Annotated in this window: 10 protein-coding genes; 3 read left to right on the top strand and 7 right to left on the bottom strand. The window is 69.2% G+C overall.

Annotated elements, in window-relative coordinates; genetic code table 11:
• Position 1: 1 nt before the first annotated feature.
• On the bottom strand, positions 2–571 hold the full coding sequence (nrdR, locus tag ACZ7NC_RS00870) for a transcriptional regulator NrdR (protein WP_471483716.1): 570 nt from the start codon (positions 569–571) through the stop codon (positions 2–4).
• A gap of 565 nt (positions 572–1136) precedes the next feature.
• On the opposite strand from nrdR, the gene lexA reads away from it, so the two are divergent.
• Entirely contained in the window at positions 1137–1916 is a 780-nt protein-coding gene (gene lexA, locus ACZ7NC_RS00865; RefSeq protein WP_093911680.1) for a transcriptional repressor LexA, read from the top strand.
• Between the two features lie 180 nt (positions 1917–2096).
• On the opposite strand, the gene ACZ7NC_RS00860 is transcribed toward lexA, so the two are convergent.
• The 4 genes from ACZ7NC_RS00860 to ACZ7NC_RS00845 all read right to left on the bottom strand — a co-directional run bounded on the left by ACZ7NC_RS00860 (position 2097) and on the right by ACZ7NC_RS00845 (position 9552).
• Positions 2097–4118: an ATP-dependent DNA helicase gene (locus tag ACZ7NC_RS00860; protein WP_471483714.1), complete on the bottom strand. Its 2022-nt coding sequence runs from the start codon at positions 4116–4118 to the stop codon at positions 2097–2099.
• A gap of 513 nt (positions 4119–4631) precedes the next feature.
• Positions 4632–5453, bottom strand: coding sequence for a GNAT family N-acetyltransferase (locus ACZ7NC_RS00855; protein ID WP_471483712.1), 822 nt, complete (start codon positions 5451–5453; stop codon positions 4632–4634).
• Between the two features lie 38 nt (positions 5454–5491).
• The gene (locus tag ACZ7NC_RS00850; protein WP_471483711.1) at positions 5492–7594 is read right to left on the bottom strand and encodes an IucA/IucC family protein; all 2103 of its coding nucleotides are present in this window, start codon (positions 7592–7594) and stop codon (positions 5492–5494) included.
• Between the two features lie 278 nt (positions 7595–7872).
• Positions 7873–9552 carry a diaminobutyrate--2-oxoglutarate transaminase family protein gene (locus ACZ7NC_RS00845; RefSeq protein ID WP_471483710.1) on the bottom strand — a complete coding sequence of 560 codons (1680 nt, stop codon included), beginning with the start codon at positions 9550–9552 and terminating at the stop codon, positions 7873–7875.
• 582 nt (positions 9553–10134) lie between these two features.
• On the opposite strand from ACZ7NC_RS00845, the gene ACZ7NC_RS00840 reads away from it, so the two are divergent.
• The gene (locus ACZ7NC_RS00840) at positions 10135–11355 is read left to right on the top strand and encodes a trypsin-like serine peptidase (RefSeq protein WP_471483709.1); all 1221 of its coding nucleotides are present in this window, start codon (positions 10135–10137) and stop codon (positions 11353–11355) included.
• A 227-nt stretch (positions 11356–11582) separates the two neighbouring features.
• The gene (locus tag ACZ7NC_RS00835) at positions 11583–12788 is read left to right on the top strand and encodes a trypsin-like serine peptidase (RefSeq protein ID WP_471483707.1); all 1206 of its coding nucleotides are present in this window, start codon (positions 11583–11585) and stop codon (positions 12786–12788) included.
• Positions 12789–12895: 107 nt separating this feature from the next.
• On the opposite strand, the gene hflX is transcribed toward ACZ7NC_RS00835, so the two are convergent.
• Entirely contained in the window at positions 12896–14389 is a 1494-nt protein-coding gene (gene hflX, locus ACZ7NC_RS00830) for a GTPase HflX (RefSeq protein WP_471483706.1), read from the bottom strand.
• A gap of 186 nt (positions 14390–14575) precedes the next feature.
• Positions 14576–16183, bottom strand: a complete 1608-nt coding sequence (locus tag ACZ7NC_RS00825; protein ID WP_471483705.1) for a M1 family metallopeptidase — start codon at positions 16181–16183, stop codon at positions 14576–14578.
• Between the last annotated feature and the right edge of the window lie 59 nt (positions 16184–16242).

Here is a 16242-nt window from a genome sequence, read left to right as displayed (position 1 = left end):
CTCAGTCGGCGGCGTTGGCGGGCACGGGGACCTGTGCAGTCCCTCCGGACCCGCGGTCGTCTTCCTGGCCCCCCGTGACTGCGTCCACGTCGTCTTCGCGGTCGTCCTCGTCCGCGGCGAGGTGCCCCGTCGCCTCCCTCAGTTCCGCTATCGCGGCCTCGAAGTCCTCGAGCGAGTCGAAAGCCCGGTAGACGGAGGCGAATCGCAGATAGGCGACGAGGTCGAGCTCCTGCAACGGGCCGAGTATGGCCAGCCCCACGTCGTGGGTGGTCAGCTCGGCGCTTCCGGTGGCCCGCAACGCCTCCTCGACCCGTTGACCGAGCTGGGCGAGCGCGTCCTCGGTGACAGGTCGTCCCTGGCATGCCTTGCGCACGCCGTTGATGACCTTGGTACGGCTGAATGGCTCGGTGACTCCGGACCGCTTGATCACCATCAGCGAGCACGTCTCCACTGTCGTGAAACGACGGGAGCAGTCAGGACACTGGCGGCGCCTGCGGATCGACGTGCCGTCGTCGGTCGTACGGCTGTCGACGACACGGCTGTCGGGGTGCCTGCAGAAGGGACAGTGCATAACTCCCAACCCTCCTCACAGCAGACTCAATAGCCTCACTGGGCCTCATGGGCCCCGCGAAGCAGCCCCAAGCATAGGCGATCTCCGAGGGTCCGAAGACCGGGGGGACCACAACTTCTGGGCTGCTGCTGCAATCCAACCACTAGATGTGGGGATTGGCTCATACATCCAAGCCGTACGCGCGTGTCGCAGGAACGGCGGCATGTGCCGTACGGCCACACCCGCGCGCGGGGCAACTCCGCTGCACACCCATATCGCTGGGACACATACGGAGATACCGTGAGCGCCGCACGAAGGGGACGTGGGACTCCCGCACAGATGGGGGTCGGTTCCCGGTTGAAGTGATCCCGGATGGCAGACTGGGGCAACAACCCACGAGGTCGTCACCCCGGCGGTGAAGAGTACAACAATGGGCCCTTTTGCCCGCCGGGCAGGTCGTCAGCCATACACCCCGACACGCGATCACGTAAGTGGATTCGCGATTTTTCACTCGAACGTGTGTTTGGCGCAACCTTTCGAAAGCAACTACCGTTGTGCAGCAGGGAGACCATCGAGAGGGGCCGACGTGACCACCACCGCAGACAGTGCCACCATCACTGCCCAGGACCGCTCCCAGGGCCGACTCGAGCCGGTGCATGCGATGAACGAAGCCATGAATCCCGAGGGACACAAGCGTTCCCTGCCGGGTCGACCTCCTGGCATCCGGGCGGACAGCTCGGGACTCACCGACAGGCAGCGCCGCGTGATCGAGGTCATCAGGGACTCCGTGCAGCGGCGCGGCTACCCGCCGTCGATGCGGGAGATCGGTCAGGCGGTCGGCCTGTCGAGCACGTCCTCGGTCGCGCATCAGCTGATGGCGCTGGAGCGCAAGGGCTTCCTGCGCCGTGACCCGCACCGCCCGCGCGCGTACGAGGTGCGCGGCTCCGACCAGGCCGCCTCCGTGCAGCCCACGGACACCGCCGGCAAGCCCGCCGCGTCGTATGTCCCGCTGGTCGGCCGTATCGCCGCCGGTGGCCCGATCCTCGCCGAGGAGTCGGTCGAGGACGTCTTCCCTCTCCCCCGGCAGCTGGTCGGTGACGGCGAGCTGTTCGTCCTGAAGGTCGTCGGTGACTCGATGATCGAGGCCGCGATCTGCGACGGCGACTGGGTCACGGTCCGGCGTCAGCCGGTCGCCGAGAACGGCGACATCGTGGCCGCGATGCTCGACGGCGAGGCCACCGTGAAGCGCTTCAAGCGCGAGGACGGCCACGTCTGGCTCCTCCCGCACAACTCCGCGTACGAGCCGATCCCCGGCGACGACGCAACCATCCTGGGCAAGGTGGTGGCAGTGCTGCGGCGCGTGTGACGGCTGCGGCGGGCGAACCGAAAGGCGTCGCCCCCTGACCGGGCCCCGGGACCCCTGCGCCGGTTCCGGGGCCCTGTGCTGTCTCCTGTCTCTGGACCCCCACTGGGATGGGACCCCGACGTCACCGCGTTTTGGATCAGTGGTTAGCCTGTCGCGGGCGCCGCGACAGGCTAACCACGATCACTGGGGCTGTGCCGCCTCCGCCTGCTCCGCCGCCTCCATCTGCTTTGCCGCCTCCATCTGCTTCGCTACCGCGTCGATTGCGGCCAGCGACTTTCGGACTTGGTTACGGTCCGTCGTGTACCAGAAGTCGGGCAGTGACGCCTTCAGATAACTCCCGTACCGGGCCGTGGCCAGCCGCTGATCCAGCACGGCGACCACGCCGCGGTCCCCCGATGCCCGTACGAGGCGGCCGGCGCCCTGAGCCATGAGCAGTGCGGCGTGGGTGGCGGCGACCGCCATGAAGCCGTTGCCGCCGGCGTCCTCCACCGCCTTCTGGCGAGCGCTCATCAGCGGATCGTCCGGCCGCGGGAACGGGATCTTGTCCATGACGACCAGCTGACAGCTGGGGCCGGGCACATCGACGCCCTGCCAGAGGGACAGCGTGCCGAACAGGCAGGTCTTGGGGTCGGCCGCGAAGTTCTTGATCAGCTCGCCGAGCGTCTCCTCGCCCTGGAGGAGGATCGGGAACTCGGGGATGCGGGAGCGGAGCTCCTCGGCGGCCAGCTGGGCGGCCCGCATCGAGGAGAACAGGCCGAGCGTGCGGCCTCCTGCCGCCTGGATCAGTTCGGTCAGCTCGTCGAGCATGTCCACGCGATCGCCGTCCCGCGCGGGGCGCGACAGGTGCTTGGCGACGTACAGGATGCCCTGCTTGCGGTACTCGAAAGGCGAGCCGACATCCACGCCCTTCCACTGCGGGAAGTCGTCGCCCTCCGTGCCCTCCGGAGCGAGCCCCAGAGAGGCACCGACGCCATTGAAGTCCCCGCCGAGCTTCAAGGTCGCGGAGGTCAGGGTGACGGAGCGGTCCGCGAAGAGCTTCTCCCTGAGCAGACCCGACACCGACATGGGAGCCACCCGCAGGGACGCGCCGAAGCGATCGTGACGCTCGTACCAGACGACGTCCCACTCCGATCCATTGGTGATCCGCTCCGCCACGTCGTGCACCGACTCGACCGACGCCATTGCCTGCTTGCGGACCGCGTCCTCGTCCTGCACGGACTTGTCGCGGGTCGCGCCGATCGCGGAGATGACGGTGCGGCACGCGTCGCGCAGTGCCATGAGCGCGTAGGCGAGGTCTTCCGGGATCTCCTCCAGGCGGCCCGGCAGGGCCAGCTCCATCAGCCTTTCGAAGCCCTCCGCGGCTGTCTGGAGCTGGTCGGCCGCCTTCTCGTTGACGAGCTTCGCGGCACGGCGCACCGCGCGGTTGACCTGGCCGGGCGTGAGTTCGCCGGTGGCGACTCCGGTGACGCGGGAGACCAGTTCGTGCGCCTCGTCGACGATCAGGACCTCGTGCTGCGGGAGGACCGGGGCGCCCTCGATGGCGTCGATCGCGAGCAGCGCGTGGTTGGTGACGACGACCTCGGAGAGCTTGGCCCGCTCACGGGCCATCTCGGCGAAGCATTCGGCGCCGTACGCGCACTTGGTGGCGCCGAGGCATTCCCGCGACGACACCGACACCTGGGCCCAGGCCCGGTCGGACACGCCGGGGGTCAGATCGTCGCGGTCACCCGTCTCCGTCTCGTCCGACCAGTCACGCAACCTCAGCAGGTCCTGACCCAGCTTGCTGGTGGGTGCCGCGGCCTCGAACTGGTCGAAAAGGCCCTCCTCCTCGTCCTGCGGGACGCCCTCGTGCAGACGGTGCAGACACAGGTAGTTCGACCTGCCCTTGAGCATTGCGAACTCAGGGCGACGGCGCAGCAACGGATGCAGCGCATCTACCGTGCGCGGCAGGTCCCGCTCCACGAGCTGGCGCTGAAGAGCCAGCGTGGCCGTCGCAACGACGACGCGCTCCCCGTGTGCGAGCGCGGGCACGAGGTAGCCCAACGACTTTCCGGTGCCGGTGCCGGCCTGGACCAACAGATGAGAACCGCCGTCGATCGCCTCCGCGACGGATTCGGCCATCGTCACCTGGCCGGGGCGCTCCGTGCCGCCAACGGCAGTGACGGCAGCATGCAGGAGTTCGGGGAGTGAGGGCTTCGTCATAGCCCGACCACCCTACGGCCCGGCACTGACAAACGGGCGCTCGCGGTGGGGGCGGGGGCTGGATCAGGACCGGCGATTCCTTGGGTGGGGATCGGATCTGTCCAGGTGGGTGCGGGATTGAGGTCGGGTGAGGTCAGGAGCGGTTTGAGGGTGGTCGGGGTCGGATCGAGTGTGATCAAAGTCGGGTCGGGCAGCGACAAGTGATCAAGGTCGGTCGGTTTGTGGCCGGATCGATTCGGCGGTGGTCGAGACCGGCTCGGCCGACGCAGCCGATCCCACGAAGACGCGAGTAGGCAACCGACTGGATCCCAACGGAGTTCAACTCGGCCCGACAGATTGAGCCGGTCCTGGCCCGGGCCGACTTGGCCCGGTCCCGGCAGGGGCCGACTCGACCCGATCCCGAGATCGACTCGACCCGTCGGAGATCGGCTCGCACTGAATTCACTGCGTTGGATGTGGGAACCGGATCGACGCGAGCGACATTACTAAATGTGACGACGCGGCGACGTGGCGTCACAGCAGATGGCGCAGGCCTCGGTCTCTGATCATGAGGGCGGCCCGTTTGGCGGGCAATTCGATCTCGGCGGAGAAGCGGAAGCCGGCGCTCAGGAATGCGGCGACAGAAGGGGTGTTGCGAATGTCCGGTTCCGCGACGATCCGAGCGCAGGCGGGCCGCTTGTCGAGCGCGAGGTCGGCGATCGCTCGGAGAAGAGTCCCGCCGAGCCCTCGCCCACGGTCACCGGCGGCCCCGATGAGGAGATGGACTCCGATGTCATGGGGCCGAGCCGGGTAGTGGCGGGCCAGTGGGTCGAGGTCGGCCCGGTAGACCTCCCAGTAGCTCATCGGCGTGCCGTCCAACATGCCCACGCACGGAACACTGCGTCCGTCACCGAACAGCTGGGAACGCAGATGCTCCTCGGTCGCGTTCTCGGGTCCGGCGAGACCCCAGAAGGCCGAGACGGTGGGGTCGTTCATCCACCGGGTGATGATCGGAAGGTCTCGTTCGATCCGCGCGGGGACAAGGTGCAGCACCCCGGCCGATGTACTGACCGGCCCCCAGTCGACGACGCTGCCCAGCAGATCGGGGGCGTTCAGGTCAGCGTAGGCAGGCGTGCTCGTGCCCCCTCCCGGCCTCCGCAACCCGCCGGCCACGGTGTCCTCCGCGAAGAGCGCGACAAAGTCATCCGGCAGTCGCAGGTCCAGCGTGTCCTCAGCATCTGCGCCCGATTCAGCTGCCGAGCCGAGACGACTCTCGCGAGCACCGGGGCCAGTGGTGATGCCGAAATGGGTGACCGGTGCGATACCTGCGTTGGCACTCGCGTCGGTGTGAGACACGGGGCGCTCCTCTCAGGAGGCGGGGTGGGTCATGTTCCTCAGGAATGAAGGGGGTTGGCGATGGTGACGTAGACGGACTGGGTCTCCACCGGACCTACGAGTTCGTCGAGGCCGTGCAGCCGGGTCAGCAGGTTGGCCTTGCAGCGCAGTACCGGTGAGTCGAGCAGGTGCGCGGGCAGTGACGTGCGCAGTCGGTCGGGGCCGGAGGCCACTTCGCCGAGGAAGCGGCGGAAGGCGGCAAGCAGAAGCTGTTCGTCGGCGAGGCGCTGGGAGCCGAACGCGCCGATGAGACCGAGCACGTTGTTGATCGCTAGGTAGTACGCGAAGCGCTCGTCGGTGACCTCGTCCGGGACGAAGGAGTCGCTGTGCTCGCCGATGCCTGGCAGTCGGGCATCCAGCCCTGCGCGACGGGACTCACGGAAGTAGTAGCCCTGGTTGTCGCGGTACCGGCCGCCCGAAGGCCAACCGTCACCGTCCAGCAGGAGCAGGGTGTTCTGCTGGTGTGCCTCCAGGGCGACCCCTGCCTCAGCGTCCAGCCACAACACGGGGCGAACGACATGCTTGAGGTAGCGCAGGAACCACTCGACAGCAACTGCCCCCAGTGAGCGACCAGTACGGGCGGCGAGACGAGTGACCAGCTCGGCCAGGCGGGACCGTAGAGGCTCCCTGTCCGATCGAGGCCGGGCGGTAGTGACTCCGGAGGGAGTTCGAGGGACAGGTGAGAGGAGTCCGGCCACGCAGGACACGTCGTCGGTAGGCCGGAAGGGGTTGTGCCGGATCATCACGTCGAGGCCCGGCAGAGGGACGCCGTCCCGCCCGTCGACAGCGAGCCAGGCCGGGTCGCGAACGATGTCGAAGGTGGGGTGTGCAGCCCGCCATTGCGTTGCGAGACCCGTGCGCAGGAGTCGGTGGACTTCCACACCGCGGTGGAGTTCCTTGCGGAGATTCTCACGGCAGGAGTTGGTGATACGCAGGCTCAGCGACAGCTTGAGCATGACCGGGGCGTGGGACCTGTGGACGGTTCGTACGGAGGAGGTGGGATGCCACGGGGCACCGTGGGCGCCGAGGTCGACAAGCAGTCCGGCGTCGAGCAGGGCCGCGGTCTCGGGGCGGTACCGGATCTCGCGCAGCTGCCAGGGATGTAGCGGAAGGGGCGCGTAGCCGTCGGGCAGCGGCAGGTCAGGGCCGGCAAGTCGGGCCGTGAGCTGGGGTGCGGGGACGACACGGCCGCGTTCAGTCCAGGCCGAGTCGGCAGCGAGCACGGACGGAGCGACAGCCAGCCAGTGCAGGGGGAAGGAGCCACGCAACTCGGGCGAGTACAACCGTGCTTCGGTCTCGGAGAGGCCCTCGCGACTCTTCGGCGTCGGATGGTGCGGGTGGCCGAGTAGAAGTGCCTGCTCGGCCGCGAGAAAGAGGTCAGGGCCGCTGGCCTGGCGGTCTCGACGCTCCCTGATGAACGTGACGGTTCGTCGGGTGGAGTCGGCGACGCGGGCGACGAGATCGGTGGCGGCGGACATCGCGGGGGCCGTGAGGGCTGTGGATCTCGCTGCGGTGGTCGTCTCGGATACCGCGGAGATCCGGGGTACGGCGTCAGGCACCGCGGCGGATGGAGCGGGAGCCTCGATGGTGCCGGAGGAAGGGGAGGAGTCGCGGAAGGAGGGTGCGGGATGAGAGAGCGTCTCCCGGGTGAGTAGCGCGGCGAGGGTGACGGCATCGACCGGTGGGGACTGGGCAGGCGCATCGGCCAGCTGCGGGAGGCCGAAGCGGTGCCACCCTGTCGGGGACCAGTAGTGCACCGGGACCAGCAGAGCTGTGCCGGTGACGGGCAAGGGAATGCGCAGGATTCCGTTGCGCGGTGACGGGACGTTGGTCTCGCGTACCCAGCAGCGGAGCAGGTTCTCCACGGCGGCGGCCTGTGCCGCGGTGTGCGGGTCGGGGTGCTCCAGTAGGTCAGAGATGACCCCGTGCAGGCACTCGACCTCCTGTACCTGCGCGCGGACGGCTTCCGGCGCGGACGCGGGCTCCTGGGGCGTGCTCACCTCGGCCGGCAGTGGGCCTCCCATGCCCGAAGCGCATCCGTCGAAGGCGGCGAGTGCCTGAATGGCAGCCGAAGGGCCGTCGGTTGTGGGGGTGCTGTTCAAGGCTGGTCCTCTGCGGTGGTTCTGGCTCGTGCGGCGACGGCGGCCCTATCGCGACGAGGGGGGACGTGGTTGGAGAAGGCCCCGTTCAGAAGGTGCGGGTGAAGGAGGTGTGTCAGTTGGAGGCAAGGCTGCGAGGGAGCGTGATGTTTCGCTTGAGGGTGGGCCGCCGCTCGGTAACGGCTCGGTCGACGAACGAGGAGGCGAGGGAACACGTCGAGGTAGGCGCCCGCGCGCTCCCATCGGCTGCTGGGCTCCCCCGCCCGGTCGCCGGGGCGCCGCTACCCTGTGTGCGGCCGGTGCGGCCGGTCGTGAGCGGCGTGGCCGCGGGACACGGCGTCCACCGCGTCGGCCAGTCGGTCGAGGACCGCTGCCGCCTGCTCGTCGCTGATGGTCAGGGGTGGCAGGAGCCGGACGACGCTGGAGTGACGGCCGCCGAGCTCGACAATGAGGCCACGTCGCAGGCACTCGCGCTGGATGGCGGCAGCGAGTTCAGGAGCGGCGGGACGCGGTTCCGAACCCTGCGCGACCGCAGTCGCCGGCGTCCCAACCGCAGCCGCCGTCATCCCAGCCGGCGCACCCACGGGGACAGCTCCAGTCGACCAGGTTCCACCCGCAATCCGAGCCGAACAAAGACCCGCAAGCCGCCCGGCCTCACCCCCAGCCCCACCTACATGGCCACCGAGACCAGCCGAAGCTCCCGGCACCGCCTGGCCGGCCGCTCCCCCAGCCCAGTCCAGGGCGCCGAGCCCCTCGCTCCCCCTCTCAGCCGCCAGGGCCACCGACCGCCCCTCGGCACGCTCGGATTCGGCGCCCGCCTCCACGACCTCGACCCCGATCATCAACCCCCTCCCCCGCACATCACCGATGCACGCGAACTCTCCTGCGAGCCCCTGGAGTTGGTGCTGCATCCGCGCGCCCAGTTCGGCCGCGCGCTCGGCGAGGCGGTTCTCGCGGACGTAGGCGAGCGTCGCCGTTCCGGCGGCCATGGCGAGTTGGTTGCCGCGGAAGGTGCCGGCGTGGGCGCCCGGTTGCCAGGCGTCGAGATCGTCCCGGTAGACGATGACAGCCAGGGGCAGGCTGCCCCCGATGGCCTTGGAGAGGACCATCACGTCGGGCGTTACCCCGCTGTGCTCGACGGCCCAGAAGGCCCCGGTGCGCCCGACTCCCGTCTGGACCTCGTCGGCGATCAGGGGGATGGAGCGGTCGGCGGTGATCTGCCGCATGCGTCGCAGCCAGACATCGGGGGCGGGGATCACTCCGCCCTCTCCCTGGACGGGTTCGAGGATCATTCCGGCGGGCTGCCGTACGCCCGACTTGGGGTCGTCGAGGACGGACTCCGTCCAGCGGGCGGCGAGTTCGGCACCCTGTTCGCCGCCGACGCCGAAGGGGCAGCGGTAGTCCTGCGGGTAGGGCAGGCGCGCGACCCGTACGTCGAAAGCGCCCCCGGACGCTTCGAGCGCGCCGGCGGTCATGCCGTGGTAGGCGCCGCTGAAGGCGAGGATTCCGGTGCGTCCGGTGGCAGCCCGGACGAGCTTGAAGGCCGCCTCCACCGCGTCCGTGCCGGCGGGTCCGCAGAACTGCACGCGCGCGTTGTCGGCGAGGCCGGGCGGCAGGGTGCGGAAGAGCTCGGTGATGAAGGCGTCCTTGACCGGGGTCGCCAGGTCGAGGACGTGCAAGGGGGCGCCCGAGTCGAGGACCTTGCGGATGGCCTCCAGGACCACGGGGTGGTTGTGTCCGAGGGCCAACGTCCCGGCGCCGGAGAGACAGTCCAGGTAGCGGCGGCCGTCCGCCCCTTCGATGGTCAGCCCGCGCGCGCGTACCGGCACGATCGGCAGGGCACGCGCGTAGGTGCGTGCCGCCGACTCGCGCGCCGACTGCCGTCGCAGGATTCCCTCGTGAACGGCACCCGCTCCCGCCGACTCGGACGTACCCCCGCGCACAGATTCGGTCACGGCCATGGCTCCCTGTCCTCCCGCTGTCCAGGGGCGAGCAGGTTTCTCGCGTCCTCGCCCGACCCGACATACGAAGCCCCGCGAGCGTCCACTCGAAACTCCGGGGAACTGGGCACAGGGGACCGCACGTGGGCGGCAGGTCCCCACGGCTACCAACACCGGACTGTTCTGCGGGTTACGGGTTGCTTCAAGATCCTTGCCGAGACAAAACCGTCGGCGGAGCGACCGTGCTCCCGGTCGCGGAGAGGTACCGCCCGCCCCCGAGCCGAGCCGAGCAACGAATCCGTACGTCCGTAGGCGTCCGTGTGCCTCCGTGTACATCCGTGCGCATCCGTGCGCATCCGTGCGCATCCGTGCGCATCCGCGAAAACCATGATCGCGAGCCTCAAACCGGCGCCGTCCCGGACAAGTTGCCAGATCAGACAGCCCGTAGCGAAACCGTTGCCGTTCCGTCGGTGCTCTCCCGCAGCGAGCGCATAGTGTGTGGTGCCGTCCCACCGCGCCGTGGCCGCACGCCGGACCAGCGAGTTCTCAGCGCATGTTCACGGCCGCGGCGCCAAGTACCGTCACTCCAGGGGAAGTCAGATCATGCGATCGATACGGCCGTCGTTCACCGCCCGCCGAGGGAGGAGCGCGCGCCGCAGAACCTCCCCGCTGCCCCTGGTCGCGCTCGCCGCGGCGCTGGCCCTCACCGTCACCGCCTGTGACTCGGGCGCCGCCGAGGCGGGTGGCGAGGCCACCGCGTCCGCCGCGGCCGGCGGCGAAGGCAAGATCCAGATCCCGGACGACATCAAGGACAAGCTCAAAGAGCACGGGATCGACATCGACAAGTGGAAGGACGGCGCCTGGAAGAACTGGGACCGGGACGACTGGCTGCGTGAGGCCAAGGACTACATCAACCCGATCATCGAGGGGCTGTGGGACCCGGACCGCATGCGCGACGCCGAGGACCCGGACCGGGGTGTCGACGACAGCGACCTCTCCGGTGACCAGGGGGTGACCGACCCGACTCCGGCGCCGGTGGACGCGCAGGCCGTTTCGCCCCCGTACCACGCCGGCGTGCCCGAGGCGGGCAAGGTGTTCTTCGACTCCCCCGAAGGCACGATGGTCTGCTCGGCGACGGTCGTACAGGACCCGGCCAACCCCGGCAAGTCCAACATGGTGTGGACGGCGGGCCACTGTGTGCACGCGGGCAAGAGCGGCGGCTGGTACCGCAACATCGCGTTCGTGCCGTCGTACAACGACAAGGCCATGGAGGCGGCCGCACTGGAGAACGCGACCAAGGAGCAGGTGGCCCCGTACGGCGTCTGGTGGGCCGACTGGGTGCAGACCTCGGAGCAGTGGATCGCGCAGGGCGGTCCGACGGGCGGCGACGGTGCGCCGTACGACTTCGCTGTGCTGCATGTGAAGCCGGAGGCCGGCGGTAGCGGCAAGTCTCTGGAGGAGACCGTCGGTTCGGCGCTTCCGGTGGACTTCAACGCACCGGCCGTCCCCGACGTGGACAGCATGAAGGCGATCGGTTACCCGGCGGCGGCGCCGTTCGACGGCCAGAAGCTGTACCAGTGCCAGGACAAGCCGGGCCGGCTGTCGATCAACGCGTCGGCCCCGACCATGTACCGCATCGGCTGCACCATGACCGGCGGTTCGTCCGGTGGCGGCTGGATCGCGACGGGCTCGGACGGAAAGCCCGCGCTCGTGTCCAACACCTCCATCGGGCCGGTGGAGTCGGGCTGGCTGGCGGGTCCGCGGCTGGGCAAGGAGGCCAAGGCGGTCTTCGACGGTATGGGCGAGAAGTTCGCCGGTCAGTGACGACCGCCGAAGCCCAAGGGTGACGGCGGCCGACGGCGGTGGGGCGGTGGGGAGAAACCTTCACCGTCTCACCGCCGTTGGCTCTCAACTCCCCGGGCATAGTGGGGTGTCGCGTCCGAGGGACCGCACCTGAATCCGCACCGATCCGCACCGCGGCCCCCTCCGCGACGAGCACCTGCCATCAAGGCGCTACAGCAGCAACACGCTTCAACGGGGGTTACCGCACCATGCGTTCCACACCTATGCCCGCAGGTCCACGCCGCGGGCGGCGCCCCGTCCTCGCCGCCACAGGACTCGTCGCCGCGCTGGCGCTGACCGCGACCGCCTGCAACGGCTCGAACGGGGACTCGGTGAGTGATCGGGCCGACGCCGCCGCCTCGCAGGCCGCCGACGCCGATGACAGCAAGATCCAGATCCCGGCCGAGATCGCGGACAAGCTCAAGGAGCACGGGATCGACATCGACAAGTGGAAGGACGGCGCCTGGAAGGACTGGGACAAGGACAAGTGGCTGCGTGAGGCCAAGGACTTCGTCAACCCAGTCATCGAGGGGCTCTGGAAGCCCGACCGGATGCAGTCCGCGAAGGAGGCCAACAAGACGGTCACCACCCAGGACGCCTCGGCCGACCAGGGCGTGAGCGACCCGGAGCCCGCACCTGTGGAGGCGACGGCCGAGAAGACGCCGTACCACGAGAACGCGGCCCCCGTCGGCAAGGTCTTCTTCGACACCCCCGACGGCCCAGCCGTCTGTTCCGGCACGGTCGTCAAGGACGTCAACCACCCCGGCAGGTCCAACCTCGTCTGGACGGCCGGCCACTGTGTGCACGCCGGACAGAGTGGCGGCTGGTACCGCAACATCGTCTTCGTCCCGGCCTACAACGACCTCGGCAAGTCCGAGTCGCAGCTCGGCAGCGCCACATCCGCGGAGATCTCTCCTTACGGCAACTGGTGGGCCGACTGGGTCTCGACCTCGAACGAGTGGATCCAGGGCGGCTCGGACACGGGCGGCGCCGGCGCCGCGTACGACTACTCGGTGTTGCATGTGAAGCCGGAGTCCGGCTCGAAGTCCCTGGAGGAGACCACCGGCGCCCTGGACGTCGACTTCTCCGCCCCGTCCGCGAACGAGGTCGCCTCGATGGGCGCCTGGGGCTACCCGGCGGCACCTCCGTTCAACGGCCTGCGGATGTTCAGGTGCGTCGACCGTCCAGGCCGCCTCTCGCTCGGCCCGGCCCTGCCGACGATGTACCGCGTCGGCTGCACCATGACCGGCGGTTCGTCGGGCGGCGGCTGGTTCCGGGTGGTGAACGGCGACACCAAGCTGGTCTCCAACACGTCGATCGGCCCCGAGGACAACACCTGGCTGGCGGGCCCGCAGCTCGGCGCTGGTGCCGAATCGCTGTACCAGAACATGAGCAGGACATACGGGGGCCGGTGACACGCGCGCACTGACGCATACGAAAGGCCCGCTCCCCTGCGACAGGGGAGCGGGCCTTCAGCGTTCTACGACACCTGGGGCCGCTCGGGCCACCGTGTCACGACGGCTCAGGCGGTCGGCGCCGGAACGTACGGCGCGAGATCCGCCGCCAGCTCCTCGTGCACCCGCACCTTGAGCAGCGTGCCCTCCGGCGTGTGCTCCTCGGAGATCACCTCGCCCTCGGTGTGAGCGCGGGCGACCAGCTTGCCGTGGGTGTACGGCACCAGCGCCTCGATCTCGACCGACGGCCGCGGCAGCTCGTTGTCGATCAGTGCGAGCAGCTTGTCGATGCCCCGGCCGGTGCGGGCCGAGACCGCGATGGACCGCTTCTCGATCCGCAGCAGCCGCTGAAGGGTCAGCGGGTCGGCCGCGTCGGCCTTGTTGATCACGACGATCTCGGGCACGTCGGTGGCGCCGACGTCCCTGATCACCTCGCGCACGGCGGCCAGCTGCTCCTCCGGGTCCGGGTGCGAGCCGTCCACCACGTGCAGGATCAGATCGGAGTCGCCGACCTCCTCCATGGTGGAGCGGAACGCCTCGACCAGGTGGTGCGGCAGGTGCCGTACGAAACCGACGGTGTCGGCCAGCGTGTACAGCCGTCCGCCCGGGGTCTCGGCCCGACGCACGGTCGGGTCCAGGGTCGCGAACAGGGCGTTCTCGACCAGCACGCCCGCGCCGGTGAGGCGGTTTAGCAGGGAGGACTTGCCGGCGTTGGTGTAGCCGGCGATGGCGACCGACGGCACCTTGTTGCGGCGGCGGACCTGGCGCTGGATGTCGCGGCCGGTCTTCATCTCCGCGATCTCCCGGCGCATCTTCGCCATCTTCTCGCGGATCCGTCGCCGGTCAGTCTCGATCTTGGTCTCACCAGGACCACGGGTGGCGAGGCCGCCGCCCTTGCCGCCGCCCATCTGACGGGACAGCGACTGACCCCAGCCGCGCAGCCTCGGCAGCATGTACTGCATCTGCGCGAGCGCGACCTGCGCCTTGCCCTCTCGGGACTTGGCGTGCTGGGCGAAGATGTCGAGGATCAGGGCCGTACGGTCGATGACCTTGACCTTGACGACGTCTTCGAGGTGGATGAGCTGGCCCGGGCTGAGCTCACCGTCGCAGATGACGGTGTCCGCGCCCGTGTCGAGCACGATGTCCCGCAGCTCGTGAGCCTTGCCGGAACCGATGTAGGTGGCCGCGTCGGGCTTGTCGCGGCGCTGGATCACGCCGTCGAGCACGAGCGCGCCCGCGGTCTCCGCGAGGGCGGCGAGCTCCGCCAGCGAGTTCTCCGCGTCCCGCACGGTTCCCGAGGTCCAGACACCGACGAGCACGACCCGCTCCAGTCGGAGCTGGCGGTACTCGACCTCGGTGACGTCCTCGAGCTCGGTGGAGAGGCCCACCACACGGCGCAGGGCCGCGCGGTCGGAGCGGTCGAACTGGTCGCCGTCCCGGTCTCCGTCGATCTCGTGGCTCCAGGCGACGTCCTCTTCCATCAGGGCATCGGCCCGAAGACCTTCGGCATAGGTGTGCGCGAAACGCTGCGAGTCCTGGGAAAAGGAAGAAGAGGAGGTCATTGGGTCCTTACGTCTCTGGGGAATCCGCTGTGACGACGGTGGCAGTAGTCCTCAGGCGTAATCCCGTAGCACCCGGAACCGCACCTCGTCACTGGTCACAACGCACGAGCACCCCGGGAGATTCCCGCGGGCCGTGCCGCGCCGACCCGAAAATGGTCGCACGGCACGGCCCGTCTCGTCACCGCCTTATTTCCGGCCCGCCTTCCCGCCCACCTGCTTCCCCGCCTTCTTCGCCGCCTTCTTCCCCACCGGCTTCGCCGCCTTCTTACCGACCGGCTTCCCCGCCGTCTTGCCGACCTTCTTGGCCGTGGCCGCCTTCTCGGGGTCCACGGACTTCCACTCCGGCTGACCGGGCATCGGCGGGGTCTTCTCGCCGTACAGCCAGGGCTGCAGGAATCCGTCGAGGTCACGTCCGGAGACCTCCTCCGCCAGCGCGACGAAGTCAGCGGTCGAAGCCGCCTCGTCCCGATGACGGCTCACCCAGAGCTGCTCCAGACGCTCGAAGGCCGGTCGCCCGATCTCCTGACGCAGGGCGAACAGAACCAGGGCCGCACCGTCGTAGACGTTGGGCCGGAAGATCCCGGTCTTCTTGCCCGGCGTGGGCGCCTTGGGCGCCGCAGGCGGTCCACCGGCCGCACGCCAACGATCGGACGCGGCATACGCGGCCTTCATCCGCGTCTCCAGGGGCCGCCCCGCCTTCTCCGCCGCGTACAGGGCCTCGTACCAGGTGGCGTGCCCCTCGCTGAGCCACAGATCGGACCAGGTGCGCGGGCTGACGCTGTCGCCGAACCACTGGTGGGCCAGCTCATGCACCATGATCGCCTCGACGTACCACTTCGGGAACGCGGCCTGAGTGAACAGCTCCCTCTCGAACAGCGAGAGTGTCTGGGTCTCGAGCTCGAACCCTGTGGAGGCGTGGGCCATGAGCAGGCCATAGGTCTCGAACGGATACCGTCCGACCTTCCCCTCCATCCAGGCGATCTGGCCGGGCGTCTTCTTCAGCCACGGTTCAAGCCGCTCACGGTCCTCGGCGGGGACGACGTCCCGCACGGGCAGTCCGTGCGGTCCGCTGCGGTGCACCACCTTGGAGCGCCCGATGGACACCTGGGCGAGCTCGGTGGCCATGGGGTGCCGTGTCCGGTACGTCCAGGTCGTCGAGCCTCCCGCGCGGTCCACATCCGTGGGAAGCCCGTTGGCGACGGCTGTGTAGCCGTTGGGCGCGGTGACCCGGATGGTGAACAGCGCCTTGTCGGACGGGTGGTCGTTGCAGGGGAACACCACATGCGCGGCATCGGCCTGATTGGCCATCGCAAGCCCGTCCGCGGTCCGCACCCAGCCCCCTTCCCGCTTCTCCCCGTAGACGGGATCACTGGTGTGCCGCACGGTGATCCGCATCCAACTGCCGTCGGACACCGGCTCCGAGGGCGTCACCACGAGGTCCTCACCCGCACTGCGGAACGACGCGGCCTCCCCGTCGACCTTGACGGACTCGACCTTGCCGTGCGCGAAGTCGAGATTGATCCGCTCCAGATCCTCGGTGGTCCAGGCGTCGATGGTGGTTTCGGCCTGCAGGGGCTTGCTGTTGTTACCGGGATAGGTGAAGGACAGATCGTACGAGGCCACGTCGTACCCGGGGTTGCCCAGGTGCGGGTAGAGATGGTCACCGATGCCAAGGGGCGTGGCGGGAGCACTGGCGGCGAGGAGACAGACGGAGACGGCGGTGGCGAGCACCGCGGGCACCTTGAGGTGCCGACGACGAGCGCGCGGAGCCTCGTTGCGGGGGGTGAGCAGCATGAACCAGGGCTATCAGCGCACAAGCGGAAGACGTCGACGACGCGCGCCCGGCCCACCCG

The sequence above is a fragment of the Streptomyces sp. NPDC111802 genome (genome assembly GCF_055634335.1).
Note: the sequence above shows the minus strand (reverse complement) of the source record. Positions and strands in the feature narration are given on the sequence as shown.